This window comes from Burkholderia sp. Bp9012 (genome assembly GCF_003853825.1).
GTDB classification, from domain to species: Bacteria; Pseudomonadota; Gammaproteobacteria; order Burkholderiales; family Burkholderiaceae; genus Burkholderia; species Burkholderia diffusa.
On the sequence record NZ_QTQA01000019.1, the window covers coordinates 149095 to 168285 of the forward strand.

General features: G+C 66.8%; 23 protein-coding genes. 13 read left to right on the forward strand and 10 right to left on the reverse strand.

The annotated features are described in order from the left end of the window. Window positions 1-130: 130 nt before the first annotated feature. The 6 genes from pcaC to pobA all read right to left on the reverse strand — a co-directional run bounded on the left by pcaC (window position 131) and on the right by pobA (window position 5542). Window positions 131-517, reverse strand: coding sequence for a 4-carboxymuconolactone decarboxylase (gene pcaC, locus DIE11_RS24750; protein ID WP_059598704.1), 387 nt, complete (start codon window positions 515-517; stop codon window positions 131-133). A 10-nt stretch (window positions 518-527) separates the two neighbouring features. Continuing rightward, window positions 528-1313: a 3-oxoadipate enol-lactonase gene (gene pcaD, locus DIE11_RS24755; RefSeq protein ID WP_124627785.1), complete on the reverse strand. Its 786-nt coding sequence runs from the start codon at window positions 1311-1313 to the stop codon at window positions 528-530. Next, on the reverse strand, window positions 1313-2686 hold the full coding sequence (locus DIE11_RS24760; RefSeq protein WP_124627787.1) for a 3-carboxy-cis,cis-muconate cycloisomerase: 1374 nt from the start codon (window positions 2684-2686) through the stop codon (window positions 1313-1315). The genes pcaD and DIE11_RS24760 overlap by 1 nt, the downstream gene beginning before the upstream one ends. A gap of 88 nt (window positions 2687-2774) precedes the next feature. Further along, window positions 2775-3431 carry a CoA transferase subunit B gene (locus DIE11_RS24765; RefSeq protein WP_012365076.1) on the reverse strand — a complete coding sequence of 219 codons (657 nt, stop codon included), beginning with the start codon at window positions 3429-3431 and terminating at the stop codon, window positions 2775-2777. Window positions 3432-3450: 19 nt separating this feature from the next. Continuing rightward, on the reverse strand, window positions 3451-4164 hold the full coding sequence (locus DIE11_RS24770; RefSeq protein ID WP_014900666.1) for a 3-oxoacid CoA-transferase subunit A: 714 nt from the start codon (window positions 4162-4164) through the stop codon (window positions 3451-3453). A 145-nt stretch (window positions 4165-4309) separates the two neighbouring features. Next, window positions 4310-5542 (reverse strand): 4-hydroxybenzoate 3-monooxygenase, encoded by a 1233-nt coding sequence (gene pobA, locus DIE11_RS24775; protein ID WP_059598700.1) that lies wholly within the window; start codon window positions 5540-5542, stop codon window positions 4310-4312. 116 nt (window positions 5543-5658) lie between these two features. Between pobA and DIE11_RS24780 the strand changes: the two genes are divergently transcribed. The 3 genes from DIE11_RS24780 (at window position 5659) to DIE11_RS24790 (ending at window position 8119) form a co-directional block, all read left to right on the forward strand. Beyond that, window positions 5659-6585 carry a LysR family transcriptional regulator gene (locus DIE11_RS24780; protein ID WP_059598699.1) on the forward strand — a complete coding sequence of 309 codons (927 nt, stop codon included), beginning with the start codon at window positions 5659-5661 and terminating at the stop codon, window positions 6583-6585. Window positions 6586-6686: 101 nt separating this feature from the next. Then, the gene (folE, locus tag DIE11_RS24785; RefSeq protein ID WP_048250599.1) at window positions 6687-7316 is read left to right on the forward strand and encodes a GTP cyclohydrolase I FolE; all 630 of its coding nucleotides are present in this window, start codon (window positions 6687-6689) and stop codon (window positions 7314-7316) included. Next, the gene (locus tag DIE11_RS24790; RefSeq protein WP_124627789.1) at window positions 7316-8119 is read left to right on the forward strand and encodes an SDR family oxidoreductase; all 804 of its coding nucleotides are present in this window, start codon (window positions 7316-7318) and stop codon (window positions 8117-8119) included. Before folE ends, DIE11_RS24790 begins: the two co-directional genes overlap by 1 nt. A gap of 114 nt (window positions 8120-8233) precedes the next feature. Here DIE11_RS24790 and epsC read toward each other — a convergent pair whose 3' ends face one another. Both epsC and DIE11_RS24805 read right to left on the reverse strand, forming a co-directional pair. Beyond that, the gene (gene epsC, locus DIE11_RS24800) at window positions 8234-9154 is read right to left on the reverse strand and encodes a serine O-acetyltransferase EpsC (RefSeq protein WP_059533573.1); all 921 of its coding nucleotides are present in this window, start codon (window positions 9152-9154) and stop codon (window positions 8234-8236) included. Between the two features lie 137 nt (window positions 9155-9291). Then, on the reverse strand, window positions 9292-9525 hold the full coding sequence (locus DIE11_RS24805) for a hypothetical protein (RefSeq protein ID WP_011659947.1): 234 nt from the start codon (window positions 9523-9525) through the stop codon (window positions 9292-9294). 279 nt (window positions 9526-9804) lie between these two features. Here DIE11_RS24805 and DIE11_RS24810 point away from each other — a divergent pair, with 279 nt between their 5' ends. The 3 genes from DIE11_RS24810 (at window position 9805) to fnr (ending at window position 11937) form a co-directional block, all read left to right on the forward strand. Then, window positions 9805-10215, forward strand: coding sequence for a DUF3005 domain-containing protein (locus DIE11_RS24810; RefSeq protein ID WP_059598697.1), 411 nt, complete (start codon window positions 9805-9807; stop codon window positions 10213-10215). Window positions 10216-10554: 339 nt separating this feature from the next. After that, window positions 10555-11022: a universal stress protein gene (locus DIE11_RS24815; RefSeq protein WP_124627791.1), complete on the forward strand. Its 468-nt coding sequence runs from the start codon at window positions 10555-10557 to the stop codon at window positions 11020-11022. Window positions 11023-11190: 168 nt separating this feature from the next. Then, window positions 11191-11937, forward strand: coding sequence for a fumarate/nitrate reduction transcriptional regulator Fnr (gene fnr, locus DIE11_RS24820; RefSeq protein ID WP_059447453.1), 747 nt, complete (start codon window positions 11191-11193; stop codon window positions 11935-11937). A 60-nt stretch (window positions 11938-11997) separates the two neighbouring features. On the opposite strand, the gene DIE11_RS24825 is transcribed toward fnr, so the two are convergent. Then, complete coding sequence (locus DIE11_RS24825; protein ID WP_059598694.1) at window positions 11998-12891, reverse strand: LysR family transcriptional regulator ArgP; 894 nt, start codon at window positions 12889-12891, stop codon at window positions 11998-12000. A 106-nt stretch (window positions 12892-12997) separates the two neighbouring features. On the opposite strand from DIE11_RS24825, the gene DIE11_RS24830 reads away from it, so the two are divergent. The 5 genes from DIE11_RS24830 to DIE11_RS24850 all read left to right on the forward strand — a co-directional run bounded on the left by DIE11_RS24830 (window position 12998) and on the right by DIE11_RS24850 (window position 17221). Beyond that, window positions 12998-13618 (forward strand): LysE/ArgO family amino acid transporter, encoded by a 621-nt coding sequence (locus DIE11_RS24830; protein WP_124627793.1) that lies wholly within the window; start codon window positions 12998-13000, stop codon window positions 13616-13618. 358 nt (window positions 13619-13976) lie between these two features. Then, window positions 13977-14924 carry an aldo/keto reductase gene (locus DIE11_RS24835; protein ID WP_124627795.1) on the forward strand — a complete coding sequence of 316 codons (948 nt, stop codon included), beginning with the start codon at window positions 13977-13979 and terminating at the stop codon, window positions 14922-14924. A gap of 383 nt (window positions 14925-15307) precedes the next feature. After that, window positions 15308-16018, forward strand: coding sequence for a PadR family transcriptional regulator (locus DIE11_RS24840; RefSeq protein ID WP_124627797.1), 711 nt, complete (start codon window positions 15308-15310; stop codon window positions 16016-16018). Window positions 16019-16055: 37 nt separating this feature from the next. Further along, window positions 16056-16877, forward strand: coding sequence for a siderophore-interacting protein (locus DIE11_RS24845; protein WP_124627799.1), 822 nt, complete (start codon window positions 16056-16058; stop codon window positions 16875-16877). A 119-nt stretch (window positions 16878-16996) separates the two neighbouring features. Beyond that, on the forward strand, window positions 16997-17221 hold the full coding sequence (locus DIE11_RS24850; RefSeq protein ID WP_059605810.1) for a hypothetical protein: 225 nt from the start codon (window positions 16997-16999) through the stop codon (window positions 17219-17221). 39 nt (window positions 17222-17260) lie between these two features. On the opposite strand, the gene DIE11_RS24855 is transcribed toward DIE11_RS24850, so the two are convergent. Next, a complete protein-coding gene (locus DIE11_RS24855; protein ID WP_124627801.1) occupies window positions 17261-17842 on the reverse strand; it encodes a phosphatase PAP2 family protein in 582 nt (193 codons plus the stop codon). Window positions 17843-18297: 455 nt separating this feature from the next. Between DIE11_RS24855 and DIE11_RS24865 the strand changes: the two genes are divergently transcribed. Both DIE11_RS24865 and DIE11_RS24870 read left to right on the forward strand, forming a co-directional pair. Then, complete coding sequence (locus DIE11_RS24865) at window positions 18298-19038, forward strand: acetoacetate decarboxylase (RefSeq protein WP_124627802.1); 741 nt, start codon at window positions 18298-18300, stop codon at window positions 19036-19038. A gap of 61 nt (window positions 19039-19099) precedes the next feature. Further along, a partial coding sequence (locus DIE11_RS24870) for an SDR family NAD(P)-dependent oxidoreductase (RefSeq protein WP_124488979.1) occupies window positions 19100-19191 on the forward strand: 92 nt, incomplete at its 3' end.

Below are 19191 nucleotides of genomic sequence, written 5' to 3' on the forward strand. Positions count from 1 at the left end.
GGCCGCGTCTTTCCTTGTTTGCGCGCCGATTCGCCGCCGGCGCGTCATGCGTCGTCGACACCTGCCGGCAGCGGCAGGTGTCGCGATCGGGTCACGTCCGGCGCGAGCCGGCCGTGTTATTCAGCCGCACCTAGGCGGCCCCATCCTGTTCCTTGAAGATCTTGTCGGCGAGATGGAACGCGGAATTCGCGGCCGGCACGCCGCAGTAGATCGCGGTCTGCAGCAGCACTTCCTTGATCTCGTCGCGCGTCACGCCGTTGTTGCGCGCGGCACGCAGGTGCAGCGCGAGTTCCTCGCCGCGGTTCAGCGCGACCATCATCGCGATGGTCAGCAGGCTGCGCGTATGGCGCGGCAGGCCCTCGCGCGTCCAGATCTCGCCCCATGCATAGCGCGTGATCAGGTTCTGGAATTCGTCGGTCACTTCGGTGCGGTTCTGGATCGAACGGTCGACGTGCGCGTCGCCGAGCACCGCGCGACGCACCTTCATCCCCGCTTCGTAACGTTGCTGGTCGTCCATCGTCGGTGCCTCACGCGGTCAGGAAGTCGAGCAGCGCGCGGTTGAAGCCGTCGGTGCACTCGATGTTCGAAATGTGCGCGGCGTCGAATTCGACGTGACGCGCGCCGGGAATCGCGGCGGCCAGCGCACGGCCCTGGTCGGGCGGCGTCGACATGTCCTTCGCGCCGGTCACGACGAGCACCGGCAGCGCGATGCCCTTCACTTCCTCGCGCAGGTCGGCCGCGTTCAGCGCGTCGCAGTTCGCCGCGTAACCGTCCTTGTCGGTATGCACGAAGGTGTCGCGGATCGCGTCGAACAGGCGCGGCTCGTGAGCGACGAACGCGTCGGTGAACCAGCGCGGCAGCACGGCGTCGGCCAGCGCGGCCATCCCTTCCGCACGCGCCTTCTGCGCGCGCGGCGCCCACACTTCCGGCGAGCCGATCTTCGCGGCGGTGTTCGACAGCACGGCGCGCGCGATGCGCGACGGGAAGCGCGCGGCGAGCGCGGCACCGGTCAGGCCGCCCATCGAAATCCCGCAGAAGTACGCGCGATCGATGCCGACGTGGTCGAGCAGGCCGATCACGTCGCCCGCGAGCTGGTCGATCGTGTACGAGCCGGCCGGTGCTTCGGAATGGCCGTGGCCGCGCGTGTCGTAGCGCAGGATGTTGAAGTGCTGCGTGAGCGGGCGAATCTGCGGTGCCCACATCTGCAGGTCGGCGCCGAGCGAGTTCGAGAAGACGAGCCACGGCGCGTCGTCGCGCGCGGCACGGTCGATCCGGTAATGCAGTTTCACGCCGTTGACTGTGGCGAAAGGCATCAGTGTTCTCCTGGTTGTGTCGTGCCCGCGTGCAGCGCGAGCACAGCGTCGACGTAGGCCTGCGCCTCGCCGACATAATGTGCGGGATCGAGCAGCCGCGCGAGCGCGTCGCGCGACAGATGGGCGGATACGGTCGGATCGGCGGCGAGCACGTCGAACAGCGTCGCGCCGGTGCGCACGGCTTCCTTCGACGCATGCTCGACGACATGATGCGCATCGAGGCGCCCGATCCGGTCGCCGAGTGCGAGCATCACGGCTTCGCCGAGGATCAGCCCGTGCGTCAGGTCGAGGTTCGCGGCGAGGCGTTCGGTGTTCACGTCGAGGCCCGCGACGATCTGCGCGATCTGCGCGAGCGCGCCGCCGGTCAGGCGCGCGAGGTCGGGCAGCGCATCCCATTCGGCCTGCCAGCCGCCGAGCGCGCGCTCGTGCTCCTGGACCATCCCGGCAAACACGGTCGCGACGAGGTTCGGCGCGCGCACCGCGGCGGTCAGCACGGCCGCACAGCCGACGGGGTTGCGTTTGTGCGGCATCGTCGACGAGCCGCCCTTGCCGGCGGCTGCCGGTTCGCCGAGCTCGCCGACTTCGGTCTGCATCTGCAGCGACACGTCGCGCGCGATCTTGCCGAGCGTGCCGGTCAGCATCCCGAAGCACGACGCGGCTTCCGCGATGCGGTCGCGCTGCGTATGCCACGGCACGGCCGGCAGTGCCAGCTTCAGGTCGGCCGCGAGCGCGGCGCTCACGCCGGCCGCCTGCTCACGCAAGCTCGCCAGCGTGCCGGCGGCGCCGCCGAACTGCAGCACCAGCGCGCGCTCGCGCAATTCGGCGAAGCGCGCGCGATGGCGCAGCAGCGCGTCGAGCCATTGCGCGAATTTCAGGCCGAGCGTGATCGGCAGCGCCTGCTGCAGCCACGTGCGGCCGATCATCGGCGTCGCGCGATGGGCGCGCGCGAGCATCGCGAGCGACGCGCACGCTTCGTCGAGCAGCGGCTCGAGCACGTCGAGCGTGTCGCGCAGCTGCAGCACCGTCGCGGTATCGATGATGTCCTGGCTCGTCGCGCCCCAGTGCACGAACTTCGCGGCCTCGGGGTCGTCGGCCTTCACCTGGGCGGTGAGCTGCTTGACGAGCGGAATGGCGAGATTGCCGCCGAGCGCCGCACCGTGCGCGAGCGCGTCGGCGTCGAGCCGGCCGGCGTCGCACGCGCGTTCGATCGGCGCGACCGCGGCGGCGGGAATCACCTGCCGCGCGGCGAGCGCACGCGCGAGCGCGGCTTCGACGTCGAGCATCCGCTGGATCGTCGCGCGCGGCGACCAGATCCGGTTGAGCGGCTCGGTGCCGCAAATGAGAGAGGTCAGGCGGGCGCTGTCTTCGAGCATGGCATCAGATTGGGGAAACGGCGTGCGCCTATTGTCTACCCAAGCGTGCCGGCGTGCGCGCGATCGCGCGCGCCGGCACGCTTGCCGTTCAGGCCGCGGCCTTGCGCGTCGCGTCGATCAGCGGCACGCCGGTCAGCTTCTGCAGTTCGTCGAACGACAGGTCGGTGAAGATCTCGCTCACCGCGAGGCCGTCCGCCGTCACGTCGAGCACGGCGAGATCCGTATAGATACGGCTCACGCATTGCACGCCGGTGACCGGGTACGAGCACTGCGCGACGATCTTGCTCTCGCCCTGCTTCGTCAGGTGCTCCATCATCACGAACACCTGCTTCGCGCCGATCGCGAGGTCCATCGCGCCGCCGACGGCCGGGATCGCATCGGGCGCACCCGTATGCCAGTTCGCGAGGTCGCCGTTCGCCGACACCTGGAACGCGCCGAGCACGCAGTAGTCGAGGTGGCCGCCGCGCATCATCGCGAACGAATCCGAGTGGTGGAAATAGGCGCCGCCGGTGAGCAGCGTCACGTGCTGCTTGCCGGCGTTGATCAGCTCGTCGTCTTCCTCGCCGGGCGCGGGCGCCGGGCCCATGCCGAGCAGGCCGTTCTCGCTGTGCAGGAAGATCTCCTTGCTCGGATCGAGGTGGTTCGCCACCAGCGTCGGCACGCCGATGCCGAGGTTCACGTAAGCGCCTTCGGGGATGTCCTGGGCGACGCGCTTGGCCATTTCATCGCGGGTCAGTCGTTTCATTTCGGGTCTCCTCAGGCTGTCAGGCGGCTTGCGATGCACGTTCGGCGGCCAGCTCGGCCGCATGCGCGGCCTGCGGCACTTCGACGACGCGCTGCACGAAAATGCCCGGCGTCACGATGTGTTCCGGGTTCAGCCCGCCGAGCGGCACGACTTCCGACACCTGCACGATCGCAACCTTCGCGGCGCTGGCCATGATCGGCCCGAAGTTGCGCGCGGTCTTGCGATACACGAGGTTGCCCCAGCGATCGCCCTTGTACGCCTTCACCAGCGCGAAATCGGCGTGGATCGGCGTCTCGAACACGTACGACTTGCCGTCGATCACGCGCGTTTCCTTGCCTTCCGCGAGCTTCGTGCCGAAGCCCGTCGGCGTGAAGAAGCCGCCGATGCCGGCGCCCGCCGCGCGGATGCGCTCCGCGAGGTTGCCCTGCGGCACGAGCTCCAGCTCGATTTCGCCCGCACGGTACAGCGCGTCGAACACCTGCGAGTCGCTCTGGCGCGGGAACGAGCAGATGATCTTGCGCACCCGCTTCGCCTTGAGCAGCGCCGCGAGACCTGTCTCGCCGTTGCCCGCGTTGTTGTTGACGATCGTCAGGCCGCGCGCGCCCTGCTCGATCAGCGCGTCGATCAGTTCGGACGGCATGCCTGCCGTACCGAAACCGCCGATCATGATGGTCGCGCCGTCGTGGACGTCCGCGACCGCCGATTGAAGCGATTCGAAAATCTTGTTGACCATGTCTCTTCCTGATACGAACCCGCGGCACGATGCGCGGCCTGTCGAGGGGACACGCGCGTGTCGCGTGCCGCGTCGAAGGCCGTCGTCGACCTTCGGCATTTGTTCGCTATTCGAACCCATATTCGATTAGCGAACGATGGGCCGATCATAGAGTCGCGCACAGCGCGTTGTCAAGGCGGGATCCCTCGGGGGGTGTCTGGTCGTCGAACGGCAGGCCGACGTAGTTTTCGGCGAGCGATTGCGCGGCGGCCCGCGAGCGCGTCACGTACTTCAGCTCGGCAAACTTCAGGCGATTGACGAACGGCGAGTCCTCCGGCGACGAGTGCAGCATGTTCGTCATGAAGTACGAGAAATGCTCGGCGCGCCACACGCGTTCGAGGCAGGTCGCGGAATAGCGCTCGAGCGGCGTCGCGTCGCCGCTGCGATAGCGCGCGCCGAGCGCGCGGGACAGCGCGCGGACGTCGGCCACCGCGAGGTTCATCCCCTTCGCGCCGGTCGGCGGCACGATGTGCGCGGCATCGCCCGCGAGGAACAGGCGGCCGTGCTGCATCGTCTCCGACACGAAACTGCGCATCGGCGTCACGCTCTTCTGCGTGATCCGGCCCTCGGTCGGCGTCCAGCCGGTGTCGTTCGAAAAGCGCGTGTGCAGTTCGTCCCAGATCCGCGCGTCGGACCATTCCGCGAGGTCCTCGTCGGGCTTGCACTGCAGGTAGAGGCGCGTGACCGTCGGCGAACGCATCGAGAACAGTGCGAAGCCGTTGTCGTGATGGGCGTAGACGAGCTCGTCGAGCGACGGCGCCGCGTCGGCGAGGATGCCGAGCCACGCGAACGGATAGACGCGCTCGAACGTGTTCAGCCGCTCGGCGGGAATCGTCTGCCGTGCGATGCCGTGGAAGCCGTCGCAGCCGGCGATGTAGTCGCAGTCGATGCGGTCCGCGCGGCCGTCCGCATGCTTGAACGTGACGAACGGGTGCTCGCTTTCGATATCGTGCAGCGCGACTTCGCTGACTTCGAAATGCATCTGGTGCCCATGCGCGTCGCCGGCCGCGATCAGGTCGCGCACGACTTCATGCTGGCTATAGACGGTGATCGCGCGCCCGCCGGTGAGCGCGCTCAGGTCGATGCGATGGCGCTGACCGGAGAACAGCAGCTCGATACCGTGATGTTCGAGCCCTTCGCGGCGCATCCGCTCGCCGAGGCCGGCTTCGTTCAGCGTGTCGACGGTGCCCTGCTCCAGCACGCCGGCGCGGATGCGGTTCTCGCAGTATTCGCGCGAACGCGCTTCGACGAGGATGGAATCGACGCCTTGCAGGCGCAGCAGATGGGAAAGCAAAAGGCCGGACGGACCGGCGCCGATGATGGCGACCTGGGTGCGCATTGTTCGTCTCCTGAACATTGGTTCGAATAATGGAGCCCATTTGAGCGCTTTCCCGACTATGCGGCAATGCGATTTTGGAGATAAGTTGTATACGTTTCCCGGATACCGGCCTCACGATGGATGCGCTCGATCTGAACCTGATTCCCTACCTCGTCGCGCTCGACGACACGCGCAACGTCAGCCGCGCCGGCGACCTGCTCGGCGTGAGCCAGCCGCGCGTGAGCACCGCGCTCGGCCGCCTGCGCGAGTATTTCGGCGATCCGTTGTTCGTGCGCACGTCGCGCGGCATGGAGCCGACGCCGCGCGCGCTCGCGCTGCTGCCGGCCGCGCGCGATGCGCTCGCGCAGATCGAGCGCGGCCTCGTCGCGCCGCATGACTTCGATCCGGCGGCGAGCACGCATACGTTCTCGATCGCGCTGTCGGACGTCGGCGAGATCGTGTTCCTGCCGAAGCTGCTGCAGGCGTTCGCGACGCGCGCGCCGCACGCGAACCTGCGCTCGGTCTCGCTCGCGCACGACGAAGTCGGCCGCGGCCTCGAAGCCGGCTCGATCGATCTCGCGGTGGGCTACTTCCCCGATCTCGACGGCAACAACTTCTTCCAGCAGCGTCTGTTCACGCACCGGTTCGTCTGCCTGATGCGGCGCGGCCATCCGCTCGAACAGGCGCGCCCGTTCACGGCCGAGCAGTTCCTCGCGTGCGGCCATGCGGTGGTGCGCGCCGAGGGGCGCAGCCAGGAGGTGCTCGAGAAATACCTCGCGAAGCAGCGCATGCACCGCCGCGCGGTGCTCGAGACGCCGCACTTCATGAGCCTGCCGTTCATCCTGAGCCGCACTGACCTGATCGCGACGGTGCCGCATGCGATCGGCTATGCCTATGCGGCCGAGCATGCGTTCATCGTGCCGGTCGAGCCGCCGTTGCCGCTGCCGCGCTTCGACCTGAAGCAGCACTGGCACCGCAAGTTCCACAACGATCCGCGCACGGCGTGGCTGCGCGGCGTCGTCGCGTCGTTGTTCAACGACGAGCAGGACGAATGGCCGAAGTGATGCAGGGTGTGCGGCAGGCCGCACGCACGACCCGCGAAAGCATGAAACAATGCCCGGATATCCGCGCCGCCGCAGGCGGCCGCATTCGATGGAGTGACTAGATGGGTAAAAAATCCGCGCGGCCCGAGCCGGCCGCATCCCGGCCGAGTCGGGAAGAAGCCGAGGATGCCGTTCGCGTGCTGCTGCGCTGGGCCGGCGACGATCCCGCCCGCGAAGGCCTGCTCGACACGCCGGCACGCGTCGTGCGGGCATATGAACAGTTCTTCGCCGGCTATGCGCTGGAGCCGCGCGACATCCTCGCGCGCACGTTCAGCGAAGTCGACGGCTACGACGAAATGATCGTGCTGAAGGACATCCGCTTCGAGAGCTACTGCGAGCACCACATGGTGCCGATCATCGGCCGCGCGCACGTCGCGTATCTGCCGAACCATCGCGTCGTCGGCATCTCCAAGCTCGCGCGCCTCGTCGACGCGTTCGCGAAGCGCCTGCAGATCCAGGAAAAGATGACCGTGCAGATCGCCGACACGCTGTTCGACGTGCTGCAGCCGAAGGGCGTCGGCGTGATCCTCGAAGCCGCGCATCAGTGCATCTCGACGCGCGGCGTGCACAAGCCGGGCGTCGAGATGGTCACGTCGCGCATGCTCGGCACGTTCCGCACCGATCCGTCCACGCGGCGCGAATTCCTGTCGATCGTCGCGAATCCTTCTTCAGTCAACCTGACGAATACGTAATGCAGTCCACGAAGCAAGCGGCAGACGCGCCGGTCGTGCTCGTGACCGGCGCCGCGCGCCGGGCCGGGCGCGCGTTCGCCGAGTATTTCGCCGCGCACGGCTATCGCACCGCGGTGCACTACGACCGTTCGGCCGATGCCGCGCAGGCGGCGGCCCGCGCGATCGCCGAGAGCGGGCACGATTCGGTCGCGCTGCAGGCCGACCTGTCGGATGCCGGGCAGATCACCGCGCTGATCGACCAGGTGTATGCGCGCTTCGGCCGCCTCGACGTGCTGGTCAACAACGCGTCAGTGTTCTGGCAGGATCATTTCCCGAGCTTCGACCTCGCGGCATTCGACCAGGCGTGGGCCGTCAACTGCCGCGCGCCGATCCTGCTCACGCGTGCATTCTACGAACGGGCCCGCGCGGCCGGCACGCAGGGCGTCGTCGTCAACGTGGTCGACCAGAAGATCAAGGAAAACTTCCACCGCGACCATTTCAGCTACACGGTCGCGAAGGCCGCGCTCGGCAACCTCACGCAGATGCTCGCGCTGTCGTCGTCGCCGGTGCTGCGCGTGAACGCGGTGTTCCCCGGGCTGATGCTGCCGAGCGACGACCAGACGCAGGCCGACTTCGAACACGCGAGCCGCGCATCGACGCCGCTCGCGCGCATCGCCGGCCCCGACGACGTCGCGGGCGCGATCCTGCTGCTGACGGGCAGCGCGTACAACGGTGTGGATTTCGTCGTAGATGCGGGGCAGAACCTGATCCGCGTCGACCAGGACGTGCTGTACAAGCATCGCTCGCCGGCCGGCAAACACTGACGAACGGTATGTTCGGCGGTAGCCGTGTGTGCCCTTCGCACACCGGTGTGCGGGCATCGGCGCACGCCTGCACCTGCGCTGCGCGAACGACCATTGCGCCGTTCGCGCGCCGCGTCACGGCTTCTCGGCGCTACCGCCTTCGCGGACCTTGCCCTGCGCGACGCTCGTGCCGGGCGGCACGCTGTGCGTAAGCCACACGTTGCCGCCGATCACCGAGCCGCGCCCGATCGTCACGCGGCCGAGAATCGTCGCGCCCGCGTAGATCACCACGTCGTCCTCGACGATCGGATGCCGCGCGTTGCCCTTCACCAGCGCGCCGTCACCATCGGCCGGGAAGCTCTTCGCGCCGAGCGTGACGGCCTGGTACACGCGCACGCGCTCGCCGATGATCGCGGTTTCGCCGATCACGACGCCGGTGCCGTGGTCGATGAAGAAGCTCGGGCCGATCTGCGCGCCCGGGTGAATGTCGATGCCGGTGGCCGAGTGCGCGATTTCATTGATGAAGCGCGCGAGCAGCGGCACACCGAGTTGGTGCAGCGCGTGCGCGAGCCGATGGTGCATCATCGCGAGCACGCCGGGGTAGCACAGCAGGATCTCGGTGATGTGCTGCGCGGCCGGATCGCCCGCGTAGGCAGCCTGGATGTCGCTGACCAGCAGCGCGCGAACCGCCGGCAACTGCCGGCCGAACTCGCGCGCGATCTCGAACGCGCGCTCGTCGAGTTCGGCGAACGGCGTGTCCGCATGCTCGGGCAGGAACGGCAGCGCGCGGCGGATCTGTTCCGAGAGGATCCGCAGCGTGCTTTCGAGCGTGTGGCCGACGTAGTAGTCGACGCTTTCATCGGTCAGATCCGGCGCGCCGTAGTGCGTCGGAAACATCGACGCGCGCAGGCCGGTGACGATCTTGCAGATCGCGTCGCGCGACGGCAGCTCGCGGATGCCGCGCGGATGACGCGTGCGATGAAGTTCCTCGCGCGATTCGCGCAAGCCGGCAACGATTTCTTCGAGGCCCCACTGACGGGCGGGTGATGTCGACATATGCCAATGCAGGCGGCCGCGCTCGATCGCACGGCCGCAAATAAAGTGACGGGTTCCAGAAGATTACCGCGTTTTCGATCGGCAGCGGCACGTCGGGGGATCGGCCGGACGGACGATGCCACCGCCGCGCGACGGCGTCAGATCGTAATACTGCTCGCGTCGATCCAGCGCACGGCCCAGTCGCGCGCGTGCGCGATCGCGTCACCTTCGTCGTTGAACTGGAGCTCGGTCGGGAAAAAACGGTTCGCGACGAGTTCCCCGTCGCTCGATCTGGAGATCACGACGTAGGGTTTGAACGACCCGTCGCTGGCGCGCGCGGGCGCGCAATTCAACAGATAACCGCGGTGCGTGAAAGCAGTAGTCGCTTGCATGAATCCGCCACCTCTAGTCCCTTGATTTGTTGTTCACTACCCGTCTTAAGGGTGCTGCGGTGCCCCCGGTGCGGGCAGAGGCGGCAAGACCGCATCCCCTGTCGCCGCTTCGCAGGAAATGAATCATACTCTGTAGAAAACGGGTGTTCTAGCTGAAATAAATCATGACAAATCAGCGCGCGCCACACCACCGCGGCGATCGCTCGCGCGCCTTTTTCCCGTCTTGCCCGGAACGGGATTTGCTTCGATCCGGAGCGCTTCGCCGCCAGGAGAGCCGTGATGGGAACGTCAGCTCAAGCGCACACCGCGCATCCGCGCAGCATCGAACTCGACAACGACGACACGCACGACAGCACCGTCGACACCGACGGCAAGAATCGCGAGGCCGCGCGTCTCGCGAGCGGCGGCGCCTTCTCGCCCGACCAGATCACGGGCAGCAACGCGTCGCTCGTCAACGCGATGCCCGAGGCCGGCGACGGCTTCGCCGGCTTCGACAGCCGGCCGGGCGGCAACCATCCGGCGTTCGCGCTGCGTGACGGCTACATGGTGATCGAGAAGGGGTTCGACGCGCCGTCGCACGCGGGCGACGCGCTGTACGGCCCGGTTCACCGGATGTACGGCAGCGCGTACTGGCCCGGTCATGGACGCCGGCCGGAACGGGTGATCGAAATCACGGCCGTGCCGCGGTGACGCGCGCGGCGTTTGAATCGATCGTTCGTTTGGCGGGTCGAGGCGAGGCCGACGGCCGATGGCGGCGGAGCGACGTGCGGGTTCGCGCGGCGGTCCTCCGAATCGGTGCTGGAATCGATATCGGCGCCGGGTTCGGGTCGACAGTCGGGTTTCGCGACGTCGATGCATCGGCGTTGATCGAAGTCACGTCGTCGCGATACGGATGATATTCAATGCACACTCGCGACGACCGGCACGTCGCTGCAAAGTCCCGGCCGTTGGTTTACCCTGCCTCGCAGCGACGCACGGCCTGCTCGGCCGTTCGGCCGACTTCCATTCAACCCGCCACTTGGAGACACCATGTACAAGCGCATTCTGGTTGCCATCGACGGCAGCGACACAGCCCGCCACGCGTTCGATGCCGCCCTCGCGCTCGCGAAGGAGCACGGTGCCGAGCTGCAACCGCTCTACGTCGTCGAGAACGCCGCGATCTACTACAACGTGCCGGGCTACGATCCATCCGTGCTGCGCGACCAGCTCATCGCGCAAGGCAATGCGCTCGCGGCGGAGTTCAAGAAGCTGATGCAGGCGGCAGGCGTGAAGGGCGAGACGCTGACGAGCGAGGCGTCGTCGCTCACCGACGTGTCGACGCTGATCCTCGACGGTGCGAAAGCGTTCGGCGCCGACCTCCTCGTGCTCGGCACGCACGGCCGCCGCGGGTTCCGTCGCCTCGTGCTCGGCAGCATCGCCGAACAGTGCGTGCGGCATGCGACGCTGCCCGTGCTGCTGATCCCGGCCGCCGCGCATGCGGACGATCAGGAAGGTTGAGCGGCACCGGCATCAGCGTGCGCGTCGCGGCGCGCACACGCAACGGCATGCTTGCATGCCGCTACGATGCCCGCGACATCTGCGCGCGGTCGCGACGTTTTGTCACCCGACAGCGGCAACTTGCGGTGGGACAATGATTCGGTCGATTCAACGCTGGAGCAAACGATCATGTTGACGCCCGTCGCCACACGTCCCGCCGCCTCGTCCCATGCAGGCAACTGGGCTCCCCGTCAGGCCCCGCACTGCTCGTCGTGCGCAATGCGGCACCTGTGCATGCCGCAGGGCCTCGCACCCGAAGCGCTCAGCCGCCTCGAATCGGTCATCTGCGCGGCGCGCCCGGTCAAGCGCGGCGAAGCGCTGTTCCGCGAAGGCGACACCTTCGACAACCTGTACGCCGTGCGCTCGGGTTCACTGAAAACCGTCGCCACGCGCCACGACGGCCGCGAGCAGGTCACCGGTCTGCACCTCGCGGGCGAAGCGCTCGGCCTCGACGGCATCTGCGACGACACGCACCCGCGCACCGCGGTTGCGCTGGAAGACAGCTCGGTCTGCGTGATTCCGTACAGCGCGCTCAAGTCGCTGTGCTCGGAAGCCGGCACGATGCAGTTGCGCATGCACAAGCTGATGAGCGAGCAGATCGTGCGCGAAACGTCACAAACCATGCTGCTCGGCTCGCTGAACGCCGAAGAGCGCGTCGCCGCGTTCCTGCTCGACGTGTCGTCGCGCTACCTGAAGCGCGGCTACTCGCCGTCGGAATTCAACCTGCGGATGACGCGCGAAGACATCGGCAGCTACCTCGGCATGACGCTCGAAACGGTCAGCCGCACGCTGTCGAAGTTCCAGAAGCGCGGCCTGATCGAAATGCACGGCCGCCTCGTACAGATCGTCGACTTCGACGGCCTGCACCACGTCTGACCCCGCGCGGCGCGTAGCCTGCGCGCCGCCGCCCGCCACCGTCCGCCGCGCCCGCTTCGATCAGTCGAGAAACAGCGCGGCGCGCGCCTTCAGCGCCGCGCTGAAATCGTCGAGCCAACCGATCGACAGGCGCCAGCTCTGCCAGTACAGGTCGATATCGACGGTCCGCCCGCGCGACATGTCGACCAGTTCGCCCGCCGCCAGCTGGCGATCGACCATCCGGTCCGGGCACATCCCCCATCCCAACCCCGTTTCGCATGCACGCAGGTAACCCGCGACGTGCGGGATCCAGTGTTGCGGCGGATCGAGATCCGCGCGCGTCACGCGCCGGATGAAGCGCGCCTGCAAACCGTCCTTCGGATTGAACATGACGCACGGCGCACGGCGCAGCGCATCGCGCGTGATGCCCGCGCCGAAATAGCGGTCGTAAAACGCCGGCGAACACACCGCGCGATAGCGGATGCGCCCCAGCCGCGTCGACCGGCATCCCTGGATCGGTTCAGCCTGCGCGGTCACCGCGCCCTGCACGCTGCCGTCGCGAATGCGCGCGGCCGTGTAGTCCTGGTCGTCTATCACGAGGTCGAGCAAGGTCTCGCGCTCGGTGCAGAACGGCCCGACCGCATCGATGAACCAGGTCGCGACGCTGTCGTCGTTGACGGCCACGCGCAGCATCGGCCATGCGCTCGCGATCTGGCCCGGCAGTGCAGGCATTCGGCCACCCAGTTCGGCCTCGAGCAACTGCACGCGCTCCGTATGCCGGCAGAGCAACGCGCCCGACGTCGTCGCGACGCACGGCTGCCCGCGCTTGACGAGCACGCTGCCGACGCGCTCTTCCAATAGTTTCACGCGCTGCGATACCGCCGACGGCGTGACGTTCAGCTCCCTGGCCGCCCGTTCGAACGAACCGTGCCGGATCACCGCCGCGAGAGCGTCGAGCAATGCGTAGTCGAGCATTAGATTTCCTTAATCGGCATTAGGTGAATTAGCTTCTCTTATGTTCTGGCTGACCGCAGACTAGCGCCAACCGATTCACCCGTCTACTGCTTCACCGCTCCCCATCATGAACTGGATCGCTTTTTCCCACGGCGCCGCCCTGTGCGGGTCGCTCATCGTCACCATCGGCGCGCAGAACGCGTTCGTGCTCCGGCAAGGCATCATGCGCTCGCATGTCGGCAAAATCGTGCTGCTGTGCGCGCTGTCCGACATGGTCCTGATCGGCGCGGGCGTCGGCGGTGCGTCAGTCCTCGTCGAACGCTATCCGACCTTCGTCCACGTCGTGCTGTACATCGGCCTCGCGTACCTCGCGTGGTTCGGCATCAACGCGCTGCGCCGCGCGTTCAAGCCGGGACACGAAACGCTCGACGTGCGCGGCGACACCGTCGCGCCGCCGCCGCAGAGCGCGGTCGCGATCGTGCTGATGACGCTCGCATTCACGTGGCTCAACCCGCATGTGTATCTCGATACGTTCCTGCTGATCGGCACCGCCGGCGCGCGCGAGCCGGAAGGCTCGCGGCTGGCGTTCGCGATCGGCGCGATGTCGGTCAGCGTCGTGTGGTTCCTCGGGCTTGGATATGGCGCGCGGCTGCTTGCGCCGTGGTTCCGCAAGGCTGTTGCGTGGCGTGTACTCGATGGCGCGATCGGCAGCATGGTGCTGTTTCTGGCGGCCGTGCAGTTGCGGTAACGGATTAGGGCGCCGATCGATCACGGGTGGCAACGTTGCCGCCCGTTTTTCGTTGCGCTCCGTCGAAGTGGTGCGATACGCCGGTCTCCGCCGGTCTCTCCCCCAGACGCCGCAAGATTCAGTTCCCGATCGAACGCAGCCGCACCGATCATCCATCTGGCGGACGGCACATCCGCTGTCCGCTGCAATTCCTCCGTCTTCATGACCGCGCGCCCGCTGCGCGATTCCGCTCGATCGGCGAGAATGTTCCGGCGTCCGCGACAACGGCGCAAGCGCTTCGCCCGTTCGCCTTCACGTCGCATTCATCCCGGCCAATCCTGTCGTCCCATCCCGTCACCCCCAGATTCCGGAGAGCAAAATGGCACTACGTACCCTCGGCACGTCGGACATCCAGGTTTCCCCGCTCGCCTTCGGCGGCAACGTCTTCGGCTGGACCGTCGACGAAAACGCATCGTTCGAGCTGCTCGACGCGCTCGCCGATACCGGCATCAACTTCATCGACACGGCCGACGTCTATTCGGCCTGGGCGCCCGGCAACAGCGGCGGCGAATCGGAAACGATCATCGGCAAGTGGCTCAAGCGTTCCGGCAAGCGCGACCAGGTCGTGATCGCGACCAAGGTCGGCATGCTCGCGGCGCGCGCTGGCCTGACGAAGGACAACATCCTGAAGGCCGCCGACGATTCACTGCGCCGCCTGCAGACCGACTACATCGACCTGTATTTCTCGCACCGCGATCTCGCCGACACGGCCTCGCTCGAAGAAACGCTCTCCGCTTACCAGACGCTGATCGACGCGGGCAAGGTGCGCATCATCGGCGCGTCGAACTACAGCGGTGCACGCCTGCGCGAGGCCGCCGACGTCAGCAAGCGCAACGGGCTGCCCGCGTATCAGGTGATCCAGCCGGAATACAACCTGATCGACCGCGCCGAGTACGAGCGCGATCTCGAGCCGGTCGTGCGCGACCTGAGGCTCGGCGTCGTCAACTACTACGCGCTCGCGAGCGGCTTCCTGTCGGGCAAGTACCGCAGCGAGGCCGACCTGAAGAAGAGCGTGCGCGGCGATCGCGTCGCCGGTTATCTCGATGCGCGCGGCCTGCGCATTCTCGCGGCGCTCGACGACGTGTCGGCGAAGCACGGCACGCAACCGGCCGCGATCGCGCTCGCGTGGCAGATCGCGCGACCGACGATCACCGCACCGATTGCGAGCGCGACGTCGCTCGCGCAGCTCGCATTGCTCGGAGAAGCGATCCGCGTGCGGCTCGACGATGAAGATATCCGCAAGATCGACGCAGCCAGCGCGGTCTGAAGTCTTGGGCAACAGGCCGGCGGCTCGAATCGCCGCGTTTTGCGGTTCTCGCCGCCGGCCTGAATCGCGTGCGACACGTAAGCACGCATGTCTACACCGCGCCGGTAGCGCGAGAGCGAAGTGCACGGTGTCGAAGAAACGATCCGGCGACACACGGTTCGAATTCAGTAATACGAAACAACTTCAGCGATACGACGTCCGCGCTGAACCGAGCAATATTGCCTGAATGCGCGCCCGCGTTTTGCCTGACGCGGCCGTATCCGTTGACTGATACGGACATCCCGCCGCGCCCCCGCCGACCATCTTTCCCCAATAATCCTCCTTGACACCCTATCTTTCGATATATATCTTTCGATATGTTTTACGATACATAGGACACGATCATGCGACACAACCCCTCCCGCGGCCATGCCCGATGCGACGGTCATGGTGCGCATGCCGGCCCTGACTGGTACGCCAGCGTCTGGCAAGCAATCGGCCGCCATCGGCGCGGTCACGACCCATTCGGCGGCGGCCCGTTTGGCGGCCGCGGCGGACGCGGCGGCTTTGGCGATTTCGGCGACGACGGCATGCCGCGCGGCCGCCAGTTCAGCTCCGACGATCTCCAGCTGCTGCTGCTCGCGCTGGTCGCCGAGCAACCCAGCCACGGTTACGAACTGATCAAGGCGCTCGACACGCGCTCGAACGGTTTCTACAGCCCGAGCCCCGGCATGGTGTATCCGGCGCTCACGTATCTCGAGGAAGTCGGCTTCGTCGTGTCGCAGGCGGAAGGCAACCGCAAGCGCTACGCGCTGACCGACGCCGGCCGCGCGCACCTCGATGCGCAGCGCGAGCGCGTCGACACCCTGTTCGCGCGCCTCACGCATCTCGCACGCAAGATGGAATTCATGCGCCGCGCGTTCGCCGGTGAATCGGCAGGCGGCGAAACGCAGGACGAAACGCAGCCCGGCTGGCTGCCGGAGTTCGTCGAGGCCCGTCTCGCGCTGAAGCGCGCACTGCTCCACAAGAGCGCCGCCGACGCCGACGAACAGCGGCGTATCGCGGCGATCATGCGCCGCGCGACGGCCGAAATCGAAAGCGGCACCGGCGCGTGACCCGCGCCGCCCGTCCACACCCAAGGAGAACGGATCGATGCAGAACCTATCCGAACGCGCCGTTACCCGCGTGCGCCATACGCTGAAGTTCCGCCTGCTGCAGGTCGTGCGCGTGCATGCGGTGACGCCGCACCTGCTGCGTGTCACCCTCGGCGGCCCCGACCTCGCGGACTTCGAATCGTCTTCGTTCGACGATCACGTGAAGGTGTTTTTCCCGCCGCCCGGCGCCGACCGGCCCGCGATGCCGACGCTCGGTGCGAATGGCCCGGAGTTTCCCGAAGGCCAACCGAAGCCGGTCGCACGCGATTTCACGCCGCGCCGCTTCGATCGCGCCGCGTGCGAACTCGATCTGGAATTCGTGCTGAACCATCCCGGCCCCGCATCGCAGTGGGCGGCGCAGGCACGCGTCGGCCAATGGCTCGGTATCGGCGGCCCGCGCGGTTCGTTCGTGGTCCCGATCGATTTCGACTGGCATCTGCTGATCGGCGACGATACGGCGCTGCCGGCCATCGCGCGCCGCCTCGAGCAATTGCCCGCCGGCTCGCGTGCGGCAGTCGTGCTGGAAGTCGCGGATCGCACCGCGCAGATCACTTTCGATACGCGTGCCGACGTGCATGAGATCTGGCGCTTTCGCGCCGAAGCCGACGCGGCGGACGGCGACGTGCTGCTGAATGCGGTGCGCGAATTGCCGCTGCCATCCTCCGGTGACGGTTACGTGTGGGCGGCCGGCGAAGCGCAGTCGATGCGTGCGGTGCGGCAGCACCTGACTGGCGAGCGTGGCGTCGACAAGTCGCGCATCCGCGCGGCGGCATACTGGAAACGCGGCGCAGCGGCGGTGCACGAAACGCTGGAAGACTGACGCGAACGGGAGCCCGAACATCGGCGGGCTTGGCATCGGCGGGGCGGCTGGTATATATCTATGTCTGCGACGCCGCTGTCGGGCGACAGCCGCCGCAGCCCGCCCAGGAGCGCCCGTTCATGACAAAAGAAAGCCACGCTTCGCCTTTCCGTCATAACCTGAAGATCGCCGGCTATTGCGGCCTGGCGGTCGTCGTCCTCGCGCTGTTCGTTGCGATGTGCGCGATCCTGAAGGAAAGCGCACTCGAACGTGACGCCGCACAGCACCCGGGCGAGACGCCCGAACTGCACGAAGCAGGCGGCGGCCCGTCCGCTTCGGCTGAAGCGGCCAAGACGCCCGGTTGACGGCGTCCGGCCCGTACTTCTCCCGCGTAGTTCTCCCGCTCAGGGCGCTCGCTCGCGCCCCATCATCACCGCATGCACGACGTCGCCGATCCGTTCGAGCAGCTCGACGATGCGTTGTCCGTAGAGATGCGCGGCCAGCGCGCCGGCGGTGCCGACCAGCACGCCGCCGGCCATGTCGAACGGCCAGTGCACGCCCGCATACACGCGCCCCCAAGCAATCACCACGGCCATCGCGGCCATCACGAACCCGCTCAGCCGCGTGCTGCCGGCGAGCATCATGCCGACCGCGAGACTCCACGCGAACGTCATGTGATCGCTCGGAAACGAGCTGTCCGGCGCATGCGGAATCAGTTGCGTGCCGACACCGGCCATGAACGGCCGCGGCGAAAACCAGAAATGCCCGATCACCTGCGCGAGCGCCAGCGCCACGCACGTGCCGACGCCGGCTTCGATCGCCTGGCGGCGCGTCGGGCGCTCGCCGAAGATCCAGGTCAGCAGCAGCATCGCGGGCAGCGCATAGACCAGCCAGTCGGCGGCGAAGATCGCGACGCGAGCAACACCGGGGGGCGGCACGGCGCCGGCATTGACGGCGGAAAACAGGGTGAGATTGAGGTTCTGCATGAATGCGGTTGCCTGGGGCGTAACGATTGGACCGGGCGTGCCGGCCGGGTGGAACGATGCTAGTGCTCACTCGCTTAAGTAACGCTTAATGCGTCGGACGGCCGATGATCAGGACCGGGCCTGCACGTCGCGCGCGGACGCGCTTAGAGCCCGCACTGCAACACAAGTTCACATAATTGTCACATTTCCGCGCGACCGTCTCCCGCAAAAGCTCACCCACCATCCCGTAAAGGCTCACCTTTTTCACATCGTGGCGTCATCGACGCCTGAGAATATCGGAGCGCCCCATGCGCTCCATACCGTTCGCACCGTTCGCCTCAATATTTGCGTTGCAAATCATTCGAAATCGGCAACAATTAATTCCAGATGCGGCATCGCACAACGGCAACGCACAGGCATAGGATTACGAGCTTACGAGCACTCATCCACGAAGCGATCAACAACAAGGAGTCCGCATGAAACCCAGCGATGTCCGATCGAAAGCGTTTGCGATGCCGTTGACCAGCCCCGCCTTTCCGATGGGCCCGTACCGTTTCGTCGATCGTGAGTTTCTGATCATCACGTATCGCACCGATCCGGACCGTCTGCGTGAAATCGTGCCCGAGCCACTGCAGGTCATCGAGCCGCTCGTCCATTACGAATTCATTCGCATGGCCGATTCGACCGGCTTCGGCGACTACACGGAAAGCGGCCAGGTGATCCCCGTCGAGTACAACGGCCAGGCCGGCGGCTACACGCTCGCGATGTATCTCGACGATCACCCGCCGATCGCCGGCGGCCGCGAGCTGTGGGGTTTCCCGAAGAAACTCGCGTCGCCCACGCTGCACGTGAACACCGATCACATCCTGGGCACGCTCGACTACGGCAAGGTGCGCGTCGCAACCGGCACGATGGGCTACAAGCACAAGGAACTCGACATCGACGAGCAAACGAAGCGTCTCGCCGGCCCGAACTTCCTGCTCAAGATCATCCCGCACGTCGACGGCACCGCACGCGTATGCGAACTGGTGCGCTACTACATGCAGGACATCAAGATGAAGGGTGCGTGGACGGGCCCCGCCTCGCTCGAACTGGCACCGCACGCACTCGCGCCGGTGGCCGACCTGCCGGTACTCGAGATCGTCGAGGCGCGCCACCTCGTCGCGGATTTGACACTCGGCCTCGGCGAAGTCGTCTACGATTACCTCGCTCAGTAACCTCGGTAACACGTCCGTAGTCCTTTCTCCCTGTCAATCCTTTCACCACGGGAAATTCGAAATGAGCAACCTGAATGGCAAGACCGCAGTCGTCACGGGCGCCGCAAGCGGCATCGGCAAGGAAATCGCACTGGAGCTCGCGAAGGCGGGCGC